The sequence below is a fragment of the Nostoc sp. UIC 10607 genome, assembly GCF_047228265.1.
GTDB classification, from domain to species: Bacteria; Cyanobacteriota; Cyanobacteriia; order Cyanobacteriales; family Nostocaceae; genus Nostoc; species Nostoc foliaceum_A.
The window spans coordinates 1-20501 of sequence record NZ_JBIQNW010000084.1 but is presented as its reverse complement, the minus strand read 5'-3'; the positions used below and the strand labels follow the sequence as shown (position 1 = coordinate 20501).

10 protein-coding genes and 1 pseudogene are annotated in these 20501 nt (G+C 40.5%); 7 read left to right on the top strand and 4 right to left on the bottom strand.

Going from position 1 to position 20501, the window contains the following annotated elements; genetic code table 11:
* Positions 1 to 1599: AAA family ATPase (locus ACEYW6_RS32525; RefSeq protein WP_412983037.1), on the top strand; the 1599-nt coding region annotated here is incomplete at its 5' end.
* A gap of 835 nt (positions 1600 to 2434) precedes the next feature.
* Complete coding sequence (locus tag ACEYW6_RS32520) at positions 2435 to 3364, top strand: tyrosine-type recombinase/integrase (RefSeq protein ID WP_412983036.1); 930 nt, start codon at positions 2435 to 2437, stop codon at positions 3362 to 3364.
* 122 nt (positions 3365 to 3486) lie between these two features.
* On the opposite strand, the gene ACEYW6_RS32515 is transcribed toward ACEYW6_RS32520, so the two are convergent.
* Both ACEYW6_RS32515 and ACEYW6_RS32510 read right to left on the bottom strand, forming a co-directional pair.
* Positions 3487 to 7056 carry a plasmid replication protein, CyRepA1 family gene (locus tag ACEYW6_RS32515; protein ID WP_412983035.1) on the bottom strand — a complete coding sequence of 1190 codons (3570 nt, stop codon included), beginning with the start codon at positions 7054 to 7056 and terminating at the stop codon, positions 3487 to 3489.
* A gap of 867 nt (positions 7057 to 7923) precedes the next feature.
* Positions 7924 to 9444: an NB-ARC domain-containing protein gene (locus ACEYW6_RS32510; RefSeq protein ID WP_190901634.1), complete on the bottom strand. Its 1521-nt coding sequence runs from the start codon at positions 9442 to 9444 to the stop codon at positions 7924 to 7926.
* 469 nt (positions 9445 to 9913) lie between these two features.
* Here ACEYW6_RS32510 and ACEYW6_RS32505 point away from each other — a divergent pair, with 469 nt between their 5' ends.
* Entirely contained in the window at positions 9914 to 11773 is a 1860-nt protein-coding gene (locus ACEYW6_RS32505) for a protein kinase domain-containing protein (protein ID WP_412983034.1), read from the top strand.
* A 154-nt stretch (positions 11774 to 11927) separates the two neighbouring features.
* Positions 11928 to 12923, top strand: coding sequence for a hypothetical protein (locus ACEYW6_RS32500; RefSeq protein ID WP_412983033.1), 996 nt, complete (start codon positions 11928 to 11930; stop codon positions 12921 to 12923).
* On the opposite strand, the gene ACEYW6_RS32495 is transcribed toward ACEYW6_RS32500, so the two are convergent.
* The gene (locus ACEYW6_RS32495) at positions 12865 to 15378 is read right to left on the bottom strand and encodes a CHAT domain-containing protein (protein WP_412983032.1); all 2514 of its coding nucleotides are present in this window, start codon (positions 15376 to 15378) and stop codon (positions 12865 to 12867) included. The genes ACEYW6_RS32500 and ACEYW6_RS32495 overlap by 59 nt on opposite strands.
* Entirely contained in the window at positions 15375 to 17897 is a 2523-nt protein-coding gene (locus tag ACEYW6_RS32490) for a filamentous hemagglutinin N-terminal domain-containing protein (protein ID WP_412983031.1), read from the bottom strand. Before ACEYW6_RS32490 ends, ACEYW6_RS32495 begins: the two co-directional genes overlap by 4 nt.
* A gap of 450 nt (positions 17898 to 18347) precedes the next feature.
* Here ACEYW6_RS32490 and ACEYW6_RS32485 point away from each other — a divergent pair, with 450 nt between their 5' ends.
* The 3 genes and pseudogenes from ACEYW6_RS32485 to ACEYW6_RS32475 all read left to right on the top strand — a co-directional run.
* Complete coding sequence (locus tag ACEYW6_RS32485; RefSeq protein WP_190901903.1) at positions 18348 to 19679, top strand: Rieske 2Fe-2S domain-containing protein; 1332 nt, start codon at positions 18348 to 18350, stop codon at positions 19677 to 19679.
* Positions 19680 to 19993: 314 nt separating this feature from the next.
* Positions 19994 to 20227 carry a hypothetical protein gene (locus tag ACEYW6_RS32480; protein WP_412983030.1) on the top strand — a complete coding sequence of 78 codons (234 nt, stop codon included), beginning with the start codon at positions 19994 to 19996 and terminating at the stop codon, positions 20225 to 20227.
* Positions 20206 to 20501: pseudogene (locus ACEYW6_RS32475) on the top strand (hypothetical protein); the annotation flags it as partial. The gene ACEYW6_RS32480 and the pseudogene ACEYW6_RS32475, both read left to right, overlap by 22 nt.

Sequence of the window (20501 nt, the reverse complement as noted above, 5' to 3'; positions counted from 1 at the left end):
GTTGCGCCTGATAGTCAGTTCCGTTACCGTGCTGGTTTAATTCATGTTTTGAACGAAGCTGCTGCCGATGGGCATTGTTATTTACCCCAGCCAAAACTCATTGAGAATGTTATCAAACTGCTGACTACAGCAGATCACACACCTGAAGAAGATGCCATCGCTGATATTATCAAAGACATGGCACTCAAGGATGACTTAATCCGCGAGAAAAGCTCAGACCAAACGCTACTATGTTATCTACCAACCTACTTTCACACCGAACAGAACCTTGCTCAATTAATACAATCTAGATTTTGCCAACCAGTTGCACAAGATATGCCTCGTGTTCGCGCCTGGATTGAGCGCTTCACCAAGAGTCATAAAATCAAACTTTCACCACAGCAACGGCTAGCGGTAGAAATGGCTGCATATTCAAGGGTAATGATTCTTACTGGTGGCCCCGGTTGCGGTAAAACTTTCACCACCCAGACCATAGTCTCTCTGTGGAAAGCAATGGGCAAATCTATCGCCTTAGCTGCGCCAACTGGACGCGCTGCTCAACGCCTGAGTGAAATCACACAACTCGAAGTCAAGACCATACACTGCTTGTTGGAATTTGACCCAAAGACAATGGGCTTCTTACGCGATAATCAAAACCCTTTACCCCATACCGCAATTGTCGCGCTAGAAGCTAGTATGCTTGATTTGTTTCTGGCATCTTCTTTGGTAAAGGCGATACAATACGGTTCCCAACTACTGCTAGTGGGTGACATTGACCAGTTACCCTCTGTCGGTCCTGGTCAAGTCCTTGCTGACTTGATTAATTCTGGTCACGTTCCGGTGGTGCGGTTGACCAAGGTATTTAGGCAAGCCCAACAGAGCGCAATTATCACCGTTGCTCACCAAATTAACCGAAGCCAGTTTCCCACAATTGAACCGATTTCCGATAATCCCGTGTCTGAGTGTCTATGGCACGGCGGCGGTCATCACCCCAAACATGGTCTTAAAGCAATATCCGAAATCATTACAGACTTGATTCCCCGCCTGGGTTACAATCGAGCTACTGATGTGCAAGTGCTTTGCCCCACCTCGCGCGGTTTGCTTGGGACTCGTAACCTCAATACCGTATTGCAGCAGTTGATTAATCCGCCCAGTCCAGACAAAGTAGAGATTACCAGGGGCGGGAATTTATTACGAGAAGGCGATCGGATCATTCAACTGACTAATGATTATAATCACGAAATTTTTAATGGCGACTTCGGAATTATCAAGGCCATTGATCCTGAAGAGATGGAAGTTACTGTGCAGTATGGTAAGCATACTGTCGTTAGGACCAGAGCAGACTTAAATCAAATTGCCCTCGCCTGGAGCATCACCATTCATCAAAGCCAGGTTTCAGAATATCCGGTAGTAATTCTGCCAATTTATACGCAGCCTTATATGATGTTGTCTCGTAAACAGTTGTACACAGCATTAACTTGTGCCAAGCAGTTAGCGATTGTCGTTGGTTCCAAGAAAGCGATATCCAAGGCTTTGCGTTCTAGTGACGGCCAACTGCGATATACGCGATTACAGCAGCGGTTGGAAAGCGCTTTTTTGCACCCGACGATTGCAATTTAGAAATGTTCAACTTAACAATTTCACCCGTCTTGCAGTTGTTGCTCTCAATCAAGAGTGAGAAATCTGGTAGCTAGTAGTTCGCTTTCGTCACGAAAGCGGGGTAAAGGGAAAGGGGAAATGGGTAAAGGGTTTAAATCCCTTACCCTTTCCCCAGTCCTCACTTAACATTTTTGGGTTGGCAGACTACTAGCTGTGCTTTCGCCCCGTGTCTGGTAAGCGACGGCGGGGCATTTCATTACTGGTAAGTGCCTTGGCAATTCTTGAAAAACTACTTCTCTAGCTCCCGTTTGCGGTTCTAGACAAAAAGTGTCTTAAACACAAAGCAATCAAACCACTCTCAAAAAATAAACTAAAAATGACTCTATAGTTTTATGGCGTGATAGCGCTTAAAAAGCAGTACACTGCGGTGTAAATAAACCCCCTATTACGATTGGTACTTAAGCAACATAAGTAGGGGAGAATTTTGTACAAGTTCTTTAAAATAAGCACTTTTGTCCATTTTTTTAACCAAAAACTACATTTGTAGTTTTTGTATGTTGCATTTGCAGGATGCTCTTTGACCTCTTATATCATTTGTTAACTATAAAGTCATTTTTAGTTTATTTTTTTCACCTATTTTTAGGTTTTTCAAAATAAATACCCTGCTGAACAATTGCATAACAGTATTGTGTTTGTCACGCTCCTCAGTATTAGAGGTGTACTATACGCAAAAATCGAGAAATTTTTAGTCGCTTTAGGGTGAGTTGAAACGCCCATTTTAAAGGACAATAAAAATCAGACACTATAAAATCAGACGAAACTGTCCTTGTGTCTGATTATTAAGGGAGTAATAAAAATGACGCTCTCTCTTGTCCACATAACAGCCCATAGAAAGGCTCTTGCTTCCTTGCCAGTAGCGCAGGCGGAGGCGAAGTTGATTGCGCTGTGGTTGGAGGGAAAAGCAGAGTCATCTATCATCTCTTACCGACGATACATTAGGCGATTTCTGGAATTTTTGGACAAACCTCTCAAAAAAGTGACCTATGAAGACTTGGTAGAATACGCCGCTGACTTTAGGGGCAATGCAGAAAACACAAAGCGGATATACATAGCTTGTGCTAAAAGCTTGATTAGTTTCGCTCATAAAATTGGATATCTCCCTTTTAATGTAGGTATGGCACTAAAACTGGGTGAATTGCCAGATGTAATCAACGAACGCTATTTAGACGAAGCTGATATTAAATTGTTGATACGGGCAGCTTCTAAGCATTTAGCTGATGCTAAAACTCCTAAGCGCCAGTACACAGCCCTACGTAATTTGTTAATTATCAAACTCCTGTATCAGGCAGGGTTACGGGCAAGTGAAATCTGTGATCTGACTTGGGGAGATTTGACACCCCGTGGTGAGAGTGGTCAAGTTTACGTGCGAAAAGCCAAGGGGAGCAAAAATCGCACAATTCTCATTAAGCCGAAGCTGTGGGCAGAACTAATGGAGTTCAAAGGTCAAGCTTTACCTACAGACGCAGTTTTCCGAAGTCAAAAAGGGGGACATCTCGACCGTCAAAACTTGCACCCGATTGTCAAAGCAATTGCACAAGAAGCTGAATTAAGCGAACTGGTTTCTGCTCACTGGTTACGTCATGCCCACGGTTCTCACGCTATTGAGCGCGGGACTAATCCAGTACTGGTGAAAGAAACTTTGGGTCATGCCAATTTAGCCATCACCGATCGCTATCTCAAAGCTAGACCCAATGATAGTAGCGCTTTGAACTTGATGGATCTTTGACATTTACACAAATTCTAAGATTTGAACCAGTGAGAATGCAGCACAAATAAGAACCAGTGGCATCAATTGCTATTGGAAACTAAGCAGAAAAACTGCTTTCAAATGCCAAAAAGATTTTTTCCTTAGCCAGCCCCCTCCATAGGCAACACTTCTTCACTTAGCAAGGTGTAAAATTCTGGTACTGCCGACTCAAGCTTACGCAGTTCATTTGCCGCGATCGCTTCAAGTTCCAGCACCGTCTCCCAACGCAAATGACTCTGCCATCGCTTGAGAATGCCTTTAATTGCATCCACTCCACGAGAAATACCAGAGCGAAGTATTTCTACACAGTGGAGTAGCGTAATGCGATCTGTCGGAGGCGACTCAAATTCGGTAGTATCCTCCCATTGCCAATGGGAGTTCCCTATAGCATCAAGGGGGGGTGTGGATACGGCCTGCTGATTAGGGTTTACACTATACACTGTAGGGGTTTGGGGAGCATAACAGGTTCGGTTTTCTTTTTGATTACGCTTCGTTTCACGATGAGCAATTACATGCATTGCAAATTCCAATTGCTCTTTAGATAAAGAGAAAAGTTTCACCTGTTGACCCCGTTGACCCTGTTTACGGAAGGTCAGCTTTAGCCCCAGCTGCTCGACTAAAGTCGCCAGCAACCAAATAGGTTTACAGTCTAGGGGAATAGTAAACCCAAGAATTGCTTTGACATGAGCAGCACAATGTATAGCGATCTCCGTCATCTTGAGTAAGGTGGAATCGTCGGCGGTAACTTCATCACCCTTTATTAAACTTAAGAGAATTTGATGCAGACCCAGGTTAAATCTCGCAAGCCACCGTGCGGAATAATTGCCCCAGTCGATACACAAAGGTAAATTGTCGCGTTCGGCGCGGTCTTTTTGAGTGACAATTGTTGGTGGTGTGGGATAAGTTTGCCCAGTTTTGGGGTCAGTAAAAGATTCTTCGGGTGGGGCTAAAATTGCCTCAAGTCCGGCGATCGCTCTAATTAAGCGACCACCTTTATCCATTTCTACAAGTGATTCGGTTACTTCGATGCCGTAAGAATCAGAGATGCGGAATTTTTCGCATTCAAAAATTTCATTAGGGTCAAGGTAATCTTTGCTCTGACGGGCACGGTACTCGCTCAAAGTAATATTCTTGGCCTTGGCAACAGCCGAATTGTGGGCACTATCCAAAGCTTGTGCTGCTGCTTTAAGATTTTCGAGAGACTGAGGATCTGAATCACTGCCCACATATATAAATGTATTGCCCATTTCTGTGAGAAGCGATCGCAAATCATCACGCAGATTATTGAGAGAATAGTGGCGGTTAGCCATAATTTGGCAGTAAGCCTCAAGCGCCCAATCTTTCTCGGCTCCGCGTTTGCCTGTTTGACGGTCAATCCGCAACAGAAAAGCGGTCATTTCATTGGTTTGGAGCAAGCGCTCTTTAATCTTGGTAGCATTGGTATCCTTGTAACCAAAGGGAGGACGCGGGGCCACCCAAATATGAAACGGGACTTTTGGGCGATAGCGGTAAAGTTGTTGGGCGCACTCAGTAGCAGTTTGGGAAACGCCGTGAAAGACACCAAATACTAAATCAAAATGATACTCAGAAATATCGACACCAGTACCCAGGCTGGGAGAGGTGAACAAGGCATCAAAGTTTTTGACGGCGTTGGTGATATCTTTAATGAAAGCGACGTTTTCATCACTGCCGGAATTATCGGAGTGGACAGACCAGATGCGCCATTTTTGGGGTGTATGGGATTGGTCAGAGTTAGGTTCTGAGTACTTAATAGTAAAAGACTTTTCGAGTTTTTTGATGAAACGCTTGGAGTCACTTGCAACCATGACTTTCAGACCTTGCATCAGGGCTGCCGAGATTTGGGCAACTAGGGCGCTTGAATTACTGCCTTCGTACCAATATATAGTGCGTGAGCCATTTTTCCATTCATTTTTGACGATGTAAGGTACTTCACCTACTGGTCGCATTGCCCGAAAGAAGTCCACGGTTAAATCATCCATGTGTGCGTCGGCAAGGACGACTAGTGGCGCGTTGTATACTATATATTCCAGTACCTCCAAGATTGCTGCACGGTGCTGTTTACACGTATTACTGTGTAGTAGGTGGGTAAGGTATTGGCAAGCTTCATCTATAAATATGCAGCCATAAATCAGCGCTTGCGTATTGAGTTTGTGCAAGCTGTCAATGGTAATACTAAGGGCTTGGGCTTGAGCTAAACCTGTGTAACCCAAGTCTGAATACATCGCCGTCTGTAAACGTTCGGCAAGATTTTTCAGCAAATTTACGCGATGCCCATTGTTGAGGAACCGCGCGTCGGGGTTTTGGTCACGCCACCAGCGCATGAGTTGGGTTTTACCAGTGCCCATATCGCTCCAGAGTACGACTAGTCCTGATTTTGGGAAATTGAAGGTAGGGGATTTCTTCGATTTGTCTGAATCAACTCCGCCAGAATCCGTAGACTCCTTCTTTCTCCAATGTCCTTTTATAGATGGCGTGAAAAGTTGTTCCTTTTCAAGCTCATAAAGCTCAGGCACTGTCAAGCATTTTTCTTCAAGTTCAGGAATGCACAAAGCCTCAGAGAGATACTTGACATTAACAGTGACATCCGGCTGGTACTTGCTTAACCCCCATTTCTTAGCCCGATACGAGCGCTTGTAATCAGCAAGTGATTTGGCATCATCTATAATTGCGGTCAGTAAAGCGTTAGCATCTTCGCCCCGCGCCACAACAAAATCATCAACACCTTTCTCTGGGCCTGGTAACAGCGCAACTTCACAAAAGCAACCTGCCGATTCGATTGCTTTTGCAGTGCGAACAGTGGCTTGAAAAACTGACCAACGGGTATTGGCTCTTGTTTCGTAGTCGAATAAAATAATGAACTTGCGCCCCGCCTGAGCCATTGGTACTAAGTCAGGATGCAACCGTTCATCAAAATCTTGTTTGCCCACGCGCCCGTTCCAAATCCCCGGAAGTGCGATCGCTACAAACCCCAAAGAGAGCAAGCAAGCGGCTTTCTTCTCACCCTCGCATAAGATAATCGGAATCTCTGGATGCTGCTTTATCCACTCCCAAAATATTAGTGGATTGAGTTGATCCAGTAAGCGTAGCGCCAAAAGTGAATGATAGCGCTTAATTAAATAACGCTTTGCAACTTTGTCCCAGATGGGGTTAGCGACATCAAAGTAGGTAACACGGTTGGGGGTTTTAGGGGGTGACTCGTATTTGACGGGTTTCCCTTTTTGCCAATCAATGCGGGGGAAGTTGGGCTTAATCCGCCCCCACTCCATTGGTTGCCAGTTTTTAAACGGGTCAAGTGACTGAATCCACGTCCCACCCAGTAATAGGTGCTGATACAGCTTTAAGTATCCATCCGTAACCCGACCCGCATTCTTGCGTGGTATTTTATCAGATATGAACAGGAAATCATAAACTGATTCTCCCTCTACATGGAAAAAGTTGCGCTCAATCAACGCCGGATGAATGGCGCTACCCACTGTTAACTCATGATACTCAGCCGCAGTGAGGTTGTTTGGATATTCAGTTGGAGAGGCTGCGCCTGGGTCAAGGGCAAAGGGCAAAGGGGAAGGGGAGGAAGAATTTGTTAACTCTTCCCCATCCCTTTTCCCTTTGACCTTTAACCTTTCCCCCGTAATATTCGGGGTATGGTTCATCGGTTCTCCCCTCGGAATTCCTTAGAGAGAACTCTTTCAAGCTGCGAAACTCTTGCTCTAGCAGTTCGCCAACCCAAAATTGCTGGGTGGAGGTCGGCAGGGGAGCAGGGGAGCAGGGGAGCAGAGGATAGGCTTATACAAGTTCTTTCCCCTCTGCCCCTCTGCCCCTCTGCCCCTCTGCTAACCACCATGCAAAGTTGACTTGCCAGACTACTAGCCTGGATATTCCGAAAATTTCCCTTCGTCACAGCACAAAATTGCCATGCGAAAGCTGCACTCGACCCCATGCGCTCTACTACTGCGCTCTTGGGGCGTTCTTTATTTATCACAATATTTTCCCCTGATAACTCGGTTTACAAGCTTCAGAGGGGGTTGTTGCGCCGCTAAGGGTTTTTAACTACGAAATTCGGGTTTTTTCTTAATCAAACTTAATATCTCGCCCCTTTGAGGAATTTCAACAGCAAAAACTGCCACACGAAAAGCACCAGTTTCGTGTGGTTTCTCGTATAATACAAGAAGCAGCGTGGACTTAATCTCTTTTGACCAGTTAGTGGAATCAAGTCGCCAAACTTTAACTACCACCGCTTTGGTTTTTGTGAGATAACCCCGCTCTGGAGTTATTTAGTTTTTTGCTCCTTGGACAAAGCGTTACTTCTTAAGTACGTTTTGTCCTTTAAATTTTGTGTTCCTGTATATTTACCTCCATCTTTTGTTCGTTCTGATCTTACAATGCCCTCTGTGTTTAACGTTGTTTTGATTTTTGCTTTTGACCTCCACGTTTTTTAAGGATTCTTTTAGGGGTAATCGAGGGTTGGTAGCACCTCTGTGTAGAGTAGATTACCCTGCAATTTTATGAAAAGCTTTTGCTTAAGATGCGACCGCTAAATTTGGCAAAGCATTGGATACACGCACCAATCCTTGTGGATCGGTTAAGATATACTTTTTAATTACTGGCTGGAGAGTAAAACTAATTTCTTTAGTAACTGGATTTTTACTGCTTTCAATCAATGATTGTTTTTCCAGATTTTCTAGTGCTTTAATCAACTCTAAAGTTGACACAGACGCTTTCTGTCTCTGCCTGATATCACTTAATAACTTGGCAAAGCTAATAAATTCTGTAGTTGAAACTATCTCCTCTGCTGTGTAAATCAGAATTTTTCGCTCAATTTCTGTCAATACGTGACCAAAAACATGATTAAGCATTGCTTCAAACTTACTACTGACAAGAGTTGTTGGGTTTTGAAAAAATACTTGTGTACTGCCAGAAAAAAAGTGATTAATTCTCTCAATTACTGCCTCTAGTTCCGAAGGATTACCACGATAAGTTTGAATTAATTGATGGCACTTTTCTGTGTCAGTCAATCCTTTTTCAGACAAAAACTGCATTGCCGCATCTTCATCTAAACCTTCAATTCTAAAAAATCGAAGAGGTCGCTTCGCTACTATCAGATCATTCAGCTCATCAAGCAGAATTCGATTAGTCAAGAGCAAACAGCTTTGATGCTGTTCTTCTACTAAACGGCGAAAAAATAGTCTGTAATCTAGTCGTTGCTCTAAATTTTTTGTCTGAAATAACGCTTCAGATTCATCCAGCACAACCAAGCAACGGCGTGATTGCATCTGCTTCAGCAACATTGTAATCATTGCTTGAGTATACTTAGGTGAGCTTGAGGGTGTTTCTAAAGGCTCAATTATATCTAACAGTTCGGTTACTAAATCCTGAAGTAGTGGTGCATGAGCAACTGATTTCCAAATCAAATAATCAAATCTAGGTTGAGATTCTGCACTAATTTCCGCTAGAAGTTTTGCCGCTAATGCAGTCTTACCGATTCCTGCTACTCCTACCAAGGATATACATCGCTGTTTAGCTATTAATTCTTTTAAAAGAGTTAGTTCCTTTACTCGTCCGTAAAAACTAGACACATCAGGTAGTTGTCCTCCCAGAACTTGTATTAAGTCGTTGGCAGGGAAGTTCGGCTCCTCTTTTGGCGCAGATTGAGCATAATATTCTTCAGTAACTTGTTCCAAAAAATCACGCAGATTCTTTTTGCCAACCCGTTCGCCATTTCCAATAGTTTCAGAAAGCATATCCCACAATCGACGGGCTATGCCACCTTTTAAGTAGTTAGGACTGTAAGATGAGTTACTTGCTATTTCTTCATAGTCATTGTCATCCCACGCTCCCTTTATAACAAGGATTTCAGCCTCGGATAGATATCTACCTTTCTTGGCAAATACTAACTTATTTACTACAGCTAGGGCTAGTTCAAAAGTAACTTTCACCGTAAAAAGTACTTTTGGTGACTCCTGTCCTGTTTGCTTAAGGGAGGAGTGAGTAGGAGCCTGGAATTGCGATTCAGTACTAAAAACTGTAACCTTGTTAATCATTTTTACACAGTAAATGCCCGAAATGGGCATTGTTATAGATTAGGCTTAGTTTTAAGAGGAGATTGCATTGTATCAATCATATTTGATTTTTCATTTTATAGTTAATTTTTTTCAAAAAAGTACTATAGAAATTTCTAATGTCGGTTACTTACAATAAGAATTACTTTCGTAGACACATCTTGGATGGAGTACGGTAAGAGAAAAGAGGAAGATTAGCACTTACACTTAAGGCTATTTACTGAAATTGGCTACTGAATTTTCATTTCAGCTAAACAGTGAGTCTTCTAATAATTATTGTTTAGTGTGATATTTGTTACTTCTCTTCCTAAGCAATGCAGGTATTTAATGGTAGTATACATTGATGTTTAAAATGAGGCTGCCTAAAATTTTCAATTTATATGTTGTTCCATTGCGACAGCAAGAGGTAGCGGGAGTAAATTTCTATGCATTACGTTATACATACTAAAATATGGGTTACTGTATCAACCCTCTTTGCAAACAACGTCAAAATCCTGATGACGTTAGTCACTGTCTCTTATGTGGGACTTCATTGCTAATTAACGACCGCATTTGTCTAGTTAAGCCATTAAGAGAGCTTACCGAAAACCCATTTAGCTATATGGAAGTTTTTGAAGTGGACGATGCCGGCACTCAATGGAATCCTGGGCGTAAGCGGCGAGTCATGAAAGTTTTAAAATGGAACACACCTCAGTTAGTTGATCTTATTGAGCGGGAATCTCTCACCTTACGGCTTATTGAACACCCATGTATTCCTAAAAGTACTATAGATGACTTTTTCACTTTTATTCCGAATAATAGCTCTCTAACATTGCATTGTTTAATCATGGATAAATTTGAAGGAGAAAATTTAGAACAATGGTTAGAGTCTAATGGGCGAATTTCACAATCCGTAGCATTACAATGGCTTCGACAGTTAGTTGAAATCCTTGATGAAGTACACCGTACAGAAATTTTTCATAGAGATATTAAACCTTCTAATATAATTCTTCAGTCAAGTGGACAACTTGCATTAATTGATTTTGGTGTAGCACGGCGAGTGACTGATACCTACTTGGCAAAAGTCAGTGGAAGTGGGGGATCTAGCACAGGTAGGGGAGGACGATACGAAATTACATCTGTCAGTACTCCTCGTTACTCTCCATTGGAGCAAGTAAATGGTCAAGCAGTACCTCAATCAGACTTCTATGCTCTGGGTCGGACTTTTGTGCAATTAGTGACTGGCATTCAATTGATGGATCTTCCAACAGATAAAAAGACAGGAAATCTAATTTGGAGAGAGCAAACGCCGCAGATTGACAAGCCCTTTGCTGATTTTCTTGATGAATTAATGGCTCCTTTACCAGGGCAGCGTCCGCAAACAACTAGAGTGATTTTGCAGAGGTTAGAAAAACTACCTCAGCAAATTAAAAATTATAGATTAGCTAATTCTAAAGTTTTTCAATATAGCAAATATACATTGATTGTTTTGGGATTTTTTGGGTGTGTCTTTCTCTCTATACCTGTAGTAGCTAACTACCTAGTAACTCAAGGACAAAAGTTAGAAGCAGCAAATAATTCTCAGGGAGCACAAGATTTTTTTTACTGGGCTATAAAAATTCGTTCTCAGAGTAATCGGACTATATCAAGTTTTTACTTTGATAAAGCTGTCCGTAGCACCAAAGACCTTGAGTTAGCTAAAAAATATTATGAATTAGCAATTAAATACAATAACCGTGATGCAGATGCTTATAGTAATTTAGCTTTTGTTTGCCAGCAATTAAACCAAGATAACTGTGCGATTAAAAATTATGAAAAGTCATTTAAATTAAAGCCTGACAATTGGGAATCGCGTTTTGGGCTAGCACTTTTCTATGATGATAGACGAATGTATGATTTGGCAGAAAAACAGTATATATTAGCCATTGGAATGAGTAGAGAAGCAATACCAGCCATTAATAATTTATCAAGATTGAAGATTTTAAATGGCAAATATGATGTAGCAATTGATTTAGCTAAATCCGGTTTACAAAAAACTGAAAATATTAAATTACAGTCTACTTTATACAAAAACTTAGGTTGGGCAAAATTAGAGTTAAAGCGTTATGCCGAGGCAAAGGCTGATTTGGAAAAATCAACAAAACTGGATGCTAGGACAGATGCTTACTGTTTATTAGCGCAAGCGCAAGAAGCATTAGGTGAAATTAATGATGCCAGGCTGACTTGGGAGATATGTTTGATTGCCGAGTCTAATCAGTTAGAAGTTCAGCAGTGGAGATTGCAAATCTTAAAGCGTTTATTGGGAGAGTTTGTGACGCCATCTTCGCCCTAAGCCTTTTTTTTATTTACTGTTTCCTGTATGCTACTAACTAGCAAATAGCCATACAAAAATCTTGATGCTTACTTTAAACAATTCGACAAGTGCAATAGTCAAAAAAATATTCACAGTTCAAATTGTAGCACTCGCATCAATATCAACACTAGTTGTGTCAAGTTCTAGTAATGCATGGGGGCAATCTCAACTAATAGCCTTGCGTCAGTGCAAGAATGTTGATGGAAAGGTGATGAGTCCAGGCGATCGCTACTTGCCAGTAGGTAGTCCGCTGTGTCCGGGAGATCAAATTCACCCAGAGAATGGAGCCACAGTTACAGTCGTTTGCTATTTAAATCGAAAAATTTTATACATTAATCAAAACAATTTTTCTGACGCTGCCAACAAATGTGCGCCATCACAAGTCACTGAGGCAGATAAGTTTCGATGTACAAATCTTAAACCGCAGAACTGTCCTACTACGCTTAAAGGACCAGATGATGATAACTCTGTACCAAGACCAAGATTAATTAGTCCTTACATTAGTGGCGGTAGAATCTTGACTACCCGACCATCAATTTCTTGGCGTGCAGTCCCAGGAGCTACTAGTTACACAGTAGAGATAAAGGGTAATAATGTTAACTGGCAGATACAAGTAAATAATACTGTACTGCCATATCCAGAAGGGCAACCTCAATTGAGATTTGGACGGATGTATAGAATTATTGTGTTTGCGTACCAAGGAAACTCAATCATAAGTCACGCTCCTTTAGTATTTGGTATTTTACCAGAAAAAGAGCAGCAGGAGATTGCATTACTGGTAAAACAAGTTAACGAAGTAAAAGTACCTCCTGATGAAGCTGCTGTTGGGGTTTTAGATACTATATATATGTCAAAAAATCTGGTAAATGAATCTATACAAACATTAAAGGCAAGAGTGGCAGCAGGAAGTAAAAACCCTGAAATTTATCGAGTATTGGCAGATCGCTACTTAGAGGCAGGACTGCCTAATGAGGCTTTTAGTGAATACACAACAGCAAAGAAGTTAGCTAAAAGTAATAAGAACTTAAAGGAATTATCAAAGGTGCAAGAAGGTTTAAAGCTGTGGGAATTTATAACCAACTACCAACGAGCAAGAACGGGGCCCAGTAGTAATGATGAGCGTATTTAGGATTTTTCATTAATACTAGTTGTGCAACCCGCAGTGCCTCTGCTTTAGGAATACCATTTTTCAATCCCTTGTAGAATTCTTCCATTAATAAAGCAGTAGAATCCGCATCTACTAGCCACAAAGTAGCTATCGTAGTTCTCGCACCTGCTTGTGCAGCTACTCCAGCCATTCCTAATGTTGATCTTTTATTACCTTTTGCAGTCTGACATGCACTTAAAACTAATAACTCAATTGCATCTGCATCAGTTTGAATTTTACCTTTTAGTAATTTGTCAAATTCTCTAATATTGATGACCTTATCATAGGCTAGAAGTACCGTCTTCAAAGGGTCAGAACTAAACTGTCCATGAGTACTAATATGAACGATTGGGAAATTATTTTTACTTATTTCTTGCTCTAGACGTGGAGTAGTAAACTTTTCGTCTAATAGTGTAAGGGAAGATTGTGTGTGACTTTGGACATCTTTTACTTCTTCTTTGGCTTTGGGTAGTGATCTGACGCCTTTAGGAGCGTTGCGATCTAACAAGCTGGGGCTGGGCTTAGACAAAGCAGCGATGAGAGCTGTAAACCGCTTTTTTGATAAAGGTTTGGGATATCTAATTCTAGAACCGAGAGTTGCTGCAATGCTGTATTGCTCGAGGAGATAATTTTTCCCATCATATAATATGCTCATCGGTATACTTTGAAAAGATTTATCTAAAATAAATATTAATGTTCCTGATGCAGGTAAATATGATGCTATTGGCGCAATTAATTTTTCATAAAGTGCTTGAGAAGGCAAAAGAATTTGTTGGACATCAATAGTAGCGAGTTTCTGATCCTGTAAACTCCATAAAAGATCACTAACATTATCTTTAACTATATTTGCTTCAACAGAGTAATGATGAAGAGAGCGGTCTGAAGACTGTACAATAACTTCTATAGTTTCATCCAAATCAATGATATGAATGATTCCATAAGCACTATTTAAGTCTGGAATATCATTGAGAGCAATTAGGTCAAGCTTGCCACAATTTAAAAAATTTTCTAACTGTGCTGTTTGTAAACGTTCGTTTATTTGAATTACTTCTTTGAGATTAGGATTAGAATCTTTCAAAAGTAACTTCATATAATCACGGTACACAGGTTCTACTTCTTGTTGAAAGAATAACTGTATATCTATATTGCTTGACAATATGCTGTCACGAATATGTGCCAGGTTATCAATAGCAGATTTGTACATTGTGAGGGCTTCTTTAGCCCTTCCTTGCTTGTTGTACAAGTTTCCTAGCTGTTGTTGCCATTGGTAAGCAATATCTTCTGCTTGAATTGATTGAGCCAAACTTAAAGCTCTTAAAAAATATGCTTCTGATTTTTTTGGTTGTAATTTACCCAGAGTGCCAAGACTGTAAGATTTGATTCGCTGATTACTTGTACTTTTAGCTGTTTGTAAAGCAGACTGACCATATTCAATAGCTAATGAACGTAATTGCTGATCTGGAATTTGACTTAAACTATTAGCAAAATTGAGCTTTGTATAAACAAGTTGGGTAGCTGATAATTGAGAGAATGTAGAAGAATTTTTTAAAATTATGTTAATAGAGGGGTGAATTTGTTGTTGAATTTGATTGCGAATCTCAACTAATTTGAAATTACCTAAATTTAACTCTGTTGTTAAGAAATTATCAAAATCTATTAGCAGGCTCAAATGATGCAGTTGAGATTTTAATTGTGTTACTGGATAATTTGCTGACACCAAATTCACTTGATGATAAATTTCAAGTGAATTGAGTGCTTGTTGCTGAATCAGCTCCACAATTTCATTTTTGAAATCTGGTTCTTCTACTTCATAATATTTATTTCGTGCTTGCTTATAAATAGCTTCTTGAGTATTAGCTAATGACAGCAAAAGCTCATGAGTATCAACAGTAGACGTTTTTTGAACAATTGATAGCGTTTTTGCGAGAACAACCTTTGATTCATCTAATTTACCAATTAAGCGCAAGACATCTCCTAAGTTTTGCCATGCAAATAGATTTACTGGCAAATCTTTTTGCTTATCAATCTCTGCTATCAATAGTTTTGTTGTAGATTCAGTAGACTGTTGTGGCAAGATGGCACAAATCTTAGTGTCTGTATTTAGCTTTAGAGCTTGTAATAGTGTGTTACAAGCAAAACGATTTAAACCTAAAGCTTGTAGGGCAAGATTTTGGTTAATTAAGCTGCCAGTAATACCCTCTTCGTAGCCAAGTTGACGATAAATTTTTGTGGCTGATTTCCAGGACTCAAGGGCCTCCGATGCTCGTCCTTCATTTAAATACTTTTCTCCTATTTGGGTCAGTAGTCGGGCTTGATTACGTTTTTGTGCTTCTTTATTTACAGCTTGAGCAGCGATAATGGATGGCTTGCCTACAACTGTTAATAGCCCTAGAATGCTTGAAAATACATACTTAAACCAGTCTCGGCGTCTAATCATTGCTGGGCATGGGTTGTAATAGTACTTTTTGATACATTTTCTTCAGAACATAAGCTAGCGAACGACACAGCATGAGGTGTTGCTGAATTTGCTTCTGCCGTCAAGGTTACATTCCCGTAGGAGTCTTGCACCCAACCTTGAGCTTCTACAATTTGTGTTGCTTGTTTTTGCAATTTTGGCTCCTCTGAATTATTGTTGATTTGACCAGAAACAAAATTATCTTGCCAAGTTGGTTTAATAGGTGGTACATCTTTAGGACCCAGAGGTAATCTGTCCACGCCACTCATGACAAATTCACTTCCTGCCACGTCTGACTGTCCCTGGCAAACTGATGCAACTTGTGGACTTTGTGCAAGTCCTTCTGGTACGGACTCAATGCCGTTAGGGTCAACGTAAAAGCCGTTGATCTGAACATCACCATTCAATCCGAATTTTGAACTAGCTGTAATTTTACTGTTGGGAGAGAAAAATAATCCACGAGCATTTATCAGGATATTTCCGCCTCGTCCTTTAAAAGCGTTAGCTGTGATACCACTGTTGTCCGCAAGAACTAGGATATTTGTGTTGATATTGATGTTGCCACCATCACCATCTGTGTCTTGCTGACCAGCAGTTGTGGAGATAATTCCATTGCGTATAAAAATATTATTTGAGGTAATATTAATATCACCACCTTGTCCGACAGTAGTGGTTGCGGTAACGCCTCCGTTGTTTGTGATGTTAATCGTATTGGACTTAATTTCAAGTCTTCCTGCATCACCTAAACCTTCATTTGCTACGCTAATTAAACCTCCTTGATTGACATTTAAAAAAGGAGTGTCAATGGTGATATTTCCCGCAGAACCAGTTGGTATCAAAGGTAGTCCAAATATTTTTCTGACAGTTTCATTTGCAACATTGACTGATGAGCTTATAAAACTAGGTTGGAAGCTGTTAGCTTTTCCACTTACTTCGATAAAGTTTTCGGCATTAATATTTATACTGCCAGCATTTCCAGTTGCAAAAGCAACAGAATTAACTACTCCTCCATTTTTCAATCGCAATTCTGATGTCTTTATGGTTAAACTTCCAGCATTTCCAGCATTAAAAGCTGTAGCTGCTATGGTGCTTGGAGCAGAACGCTCTGGTTTTATCCCTGTAATTTCGATAGAATTTGCATTGACAATAACGTTGTTTCCATCTCCAGTTCCGAAGCTTGATGATGCCACTGTTCCTCCATCAGTAATTCGTAGCTGTTTTGTTGACATTTGAACAGAACCTGCTTGCCCAGAAGCGAAAGTAGCAGCACTGATGAAGCTAATAGTATCTCCACGGCGAAAAGGATTAGCAAGCCTGTTTTCTAACAATTGCACAGAATCAGAGGCATTAATAGTTACGTTACCTCCAGAAGCGTTACTGTATGTACCTGCTCCCACTCTTGCTCCATCCTGAAGCGTTAATCGTTGGGTAAAAACTTTTAGATCGCCACCTTTTCCAGTATTTACTGTTTCCGTAAGTATACTACTAGAAACATTGCCATCTGGAGAAGTTCCTTCCAAAACCAAAGACCTAGAAGCATTAATATTGATATTTCCAGATGAAGTCTCGCCTAAATTCTGAATCAACATTGTTGAACCGTCTGTCAGATAGACATTATTTCCATGTAGCTGAATTGTTCCAGCGCCTGTACCACTAGCATTGATTAAAGCTTGTTTCGATAACTGAATATCTTCAAACTTGCGAACTCCTTCGTAATCAAAAGTCCATCCTTGGTTATTGGATTTAAGGTCAACAAAACCAGACCCTACACTACCCAACTCAGATTGTCCCCCTGGAGTAGTTATAATGCCACCTTCCACATTTATGTTACTCCCGATTAAAGCTAGAGTCTTTCCTGGTTGTACTAAAAGGCCTGTTGAATTGTTGTTTACTATGGTAGGGAATAAACCAGCATTTGGTGTAATTTGATGTCCGCCACCTAAAACTTGAATAGTTCCAGTTGAATTATCTCTAAATGATAGCCCTGTAGGGGCGCTAATTGTTAGCAATGCTTCTTTCTGGTTGGGTTGAGCAAAAAACTGTTTACCGTCAGCAAATTTAATACTGTTGGCTGTGGTTGCGACAAATGACCCACCAATGTTTAATTGAGCGTTAGAACCAAAAATAATTCCATTGGGGTTGAGCAGAAATAGGTTAGCTGTTCCATTAGCACGAATTAAACCATTAATGTTAGAAACAGATTTTCCTGTGACGCGGCTAATAATGTTTGTAATATCAGCAGCATTATTAAAGAAAGCAGTATTCCCAGTAGAAACAGAAAAGTCTTGAAAGCTGTGGAATAAATTAGTTCCTGCTCTAGTCCCTTCATTGATAATATTGAGACTGCCTTGATTAGTAATGAGAGAATTGTTAGTGAGAGTAGTATCTGGAACGATTTGTGCAGCAGTTGGATTTGAAAATACTATGTAATATAATATACTAAACCTGAATAAATAATAACTAGTTTTTCCCCATTTTATTTTAATTTTCGTTTTATGCACCTGTAGCTAAATCCTTTTTTTTACACGAAAATATTATAAAGTTTAAAAAGAACCAGCTACAACTGATTTAAATGATTTTGACCATGACGTTAATATATGCGATTAATCAGTTATCTCTCTATCTATTGCAATCAATGAACTTCCCCTTTATGCAAGCAATACCCCACTGAGGAAACAAACTTGGCAATCAACTTTTTGATAAGAATCTACACGCGCTGAGTCATTATCCCAACACTTATGAAAAAACTCAAATCTTGGATTAGGATTCAAAATCTTTCCCATCTTGAGCTTTTTCACTCTGGTCAAGCCTTTGACCAAGTGCTATTGCCTCACTTGACGATTTATCTGTTATCACTCACAGTTCATCGGCTGCTTGCCATTAAAATGTCTTGATGGCGGTTGCACATACTAAACGTAAAATTACTTTTTGTTTACTCAATGAATACAGAAATCCAATCTGAGTTTGATTTTTTTCGACAGTGGTATCCGCTTTCCCCTATCGAAGATATCAATCCAAACTGCCCCACCACAGTTGTTCTTCTGGGATTACGCTTAGTCATTTGGAAGCCTAAATTATCTAAAGCTTACCAAGTATTTTTAGATCAATGCCCTCATCGCCTTGCTCCCTTAAGTGAAGGGCGTGTTGATGAAAAAACGGGTAATTTGATGTGTAGTTATCATGGTTGGCAGTTTGATTCTCAAGGAGTTTGTACATATATTCCCCAAGCAGAAAATCCAGAAATTGTGACTAGGAATCAAAAAAACTTCTGTGCAGTTACATTCCCTGTTCGTCAGCAAAATGATTTACTTTGGGTTTGGGCAGATGCTAAATCAGCAGAACAGGCTGCAAATACGCCATTACCTCTGTCACCTCAAGTAGATGCTAGCAAAGGTTTTGTTTGGGATTCTTTTGTACGCGACTTGGAATATGATTGGCAAACTCTTGTTGAGAATGTGGCAGATCCAAGTCATGTTCCTTTTGCACATCATAAAGTGCAAGGTATTCGAGAGCAAGCAGTACCTATACCTATGAATATTGAGAAATCAACAGTAAATTTGATTGAAGCAGTTATTGAAAGAAGCTCAGGACGAACAACAATTACTTTTGAACCACCTTGCCGCTTAGAATATGCAATTAGTATTGGTTCTGGAAAGCAGTTAGGAATTGTTACTTACTGTATTCCAGTGTCTCCAGGTCGGTCAAGAATAGTGGCTCAATTTCCTATTAATTTTGCTAAAACAATTTATAGTCTATTACCTCGTTGGTTAGAACATATCATAATTCGTAATCCGCTTCTTGATGGAGATATGATTCTTCTACATCAGCAAGAGCGCTTTTTTCAACAAAAAAAGTTAGTTGAAAGCTGGAAAACTGCCTACAAGCTACCTACAAGTGCAGATCGTTTAGTCATTGAGTTCAGAAATTGGTTTGAAAAGTATTGTAATGGGGATTTACCTTGGAATGAAGTCGGAATTAATTTCTTACAAAACTCAAATATTAACGACAGTCGGACTGTACTGCTTGATCGCTACAAACAACATACTCAGCACTGTAGTAGCTGCCGAGGGGCGCTAAGGGTGATCCAGCGTTTGCAAGTGGTACTGTTGGCATACTCTGCTATTACTATTTCAGGAGTTGCTATCCTCCCAGACACGTTTCGAGTCAAGCTTGGTTTAACGCTAATTATTACAGCACTATTAAGTTTGGCAGCTTACACTTGGCTCAAATTTTGGCTTGTTCCTAAATTTTACTTTGTAGACTATGTTCATGCTAAAAAATAACAGAACTAGACAACAATTACAAAATTATTAATTTTGTAAGTAGCTCAACATATAGCGCCAATTCCGCAGCACCTATCTTCACTAAATGCTGCGCCAGGGCTATCTCTGCCTTGGCGGAAGTTGTGGTCATTTCCCAGCCAACTCCAGGGTATTGGACTGATTTTCGTCAAAGTATTCTTCCATCAGTGCAAAATATAAAAAGCAATGAAAAACCCCAACCTGTTTAAAGGATGGGGGCATAAATAAAAACTCTATATTTCCATGATGACACAATTCAATATTTGTTCGACTGCTGTCAGCCTAGAGGTGAGGCAATGAACAAACCCCCATCCAGACGTAAGAAAGTTATCCCTGGGGCATCTGGTGAACCAAAGCCAGCAACCGACTCTGCTCTCGAAAATACTTCTAGCGAAGACAACCCAGCCTCAGCAACGATTACGGTTACTGCTGTTGAAGTTACAGAGTTGACCGAAGAAGAACAAAGCTTACGCTTGCAATTGGAACGTCAGGTAGAAAGGGCATTTTTTTGTCAGCAGGTCAGGCGCTGATGGAGTTGAGGGACAGACGGCTGTACCGTTCCACGCACCGTACTTTTGAAGAATACTGCCGCGATCGCTTCAATTATAGTCGTGACGCGGCGTACTTGAAGATTTCGGCTACTGTGGTTTATGAAAATCTTCAAAAGTTTTTGCCGACCATTGGTCGGCAAATTCCAATGCCGACCAACGAACGACAATTGCGTTTTTTGGCGAAAGCCGAGTTGGAACCGGCTGTGCAAGCGGATGTATGGCAGCAGGCAGTAGAGCAGTGCGATTCGTTGAT

What these genes read in the sequence shown, in the direction of transcription:
- ACEYW6_RS32520 (WP_412983036.1), top strand. Translation starts at nt 2,435, where the DNA reads ATGACGCTCTCTCTTGTCCACATAACAGCCCATAGAAAGGCTCTTGCT.
- ACEYW6_RS32515 (WP_412983035.1), bottom strand. Translation starts at nt 7,056, where the DNA reads ATGAACCATACCCCGAATATTACGGGGGAAAGGTTAAAGGTCAAAGGG.
- ACEYW6_RS32510 (WP_190901634.1), bottom strand. Translation starts at nt 9,444, where the DNA reads ATGATTAACAAGGTTACAGTTTTTAGTACTGAATCGCAATTCCAGGCT.
- ACEYW6_RS32505 (WP_412983034.1), top strand. Translation starts at nt 9,914, where the DNA reads ATGGGTTACTGTATCAACCCTCTTTGCAAACAACGTCAAAATCCTGAT.
- ACEYW6_RS32495 (WP_412983032.1), bottom strand. Translation starts at nt 15,378, where the DNA reads ATGATTAGACGCCGAGACTGGTTTAAGTATGTATTTTCAAGCATTCTA.
- ACEYW6_RS32480 (WP_412983030.1), top strand. Translation starts at nt 19,994, where the DNA reads ATGAACAAACCCCCATCCAGACGTAAGAAAGTTATCCCTGGGGCATCT.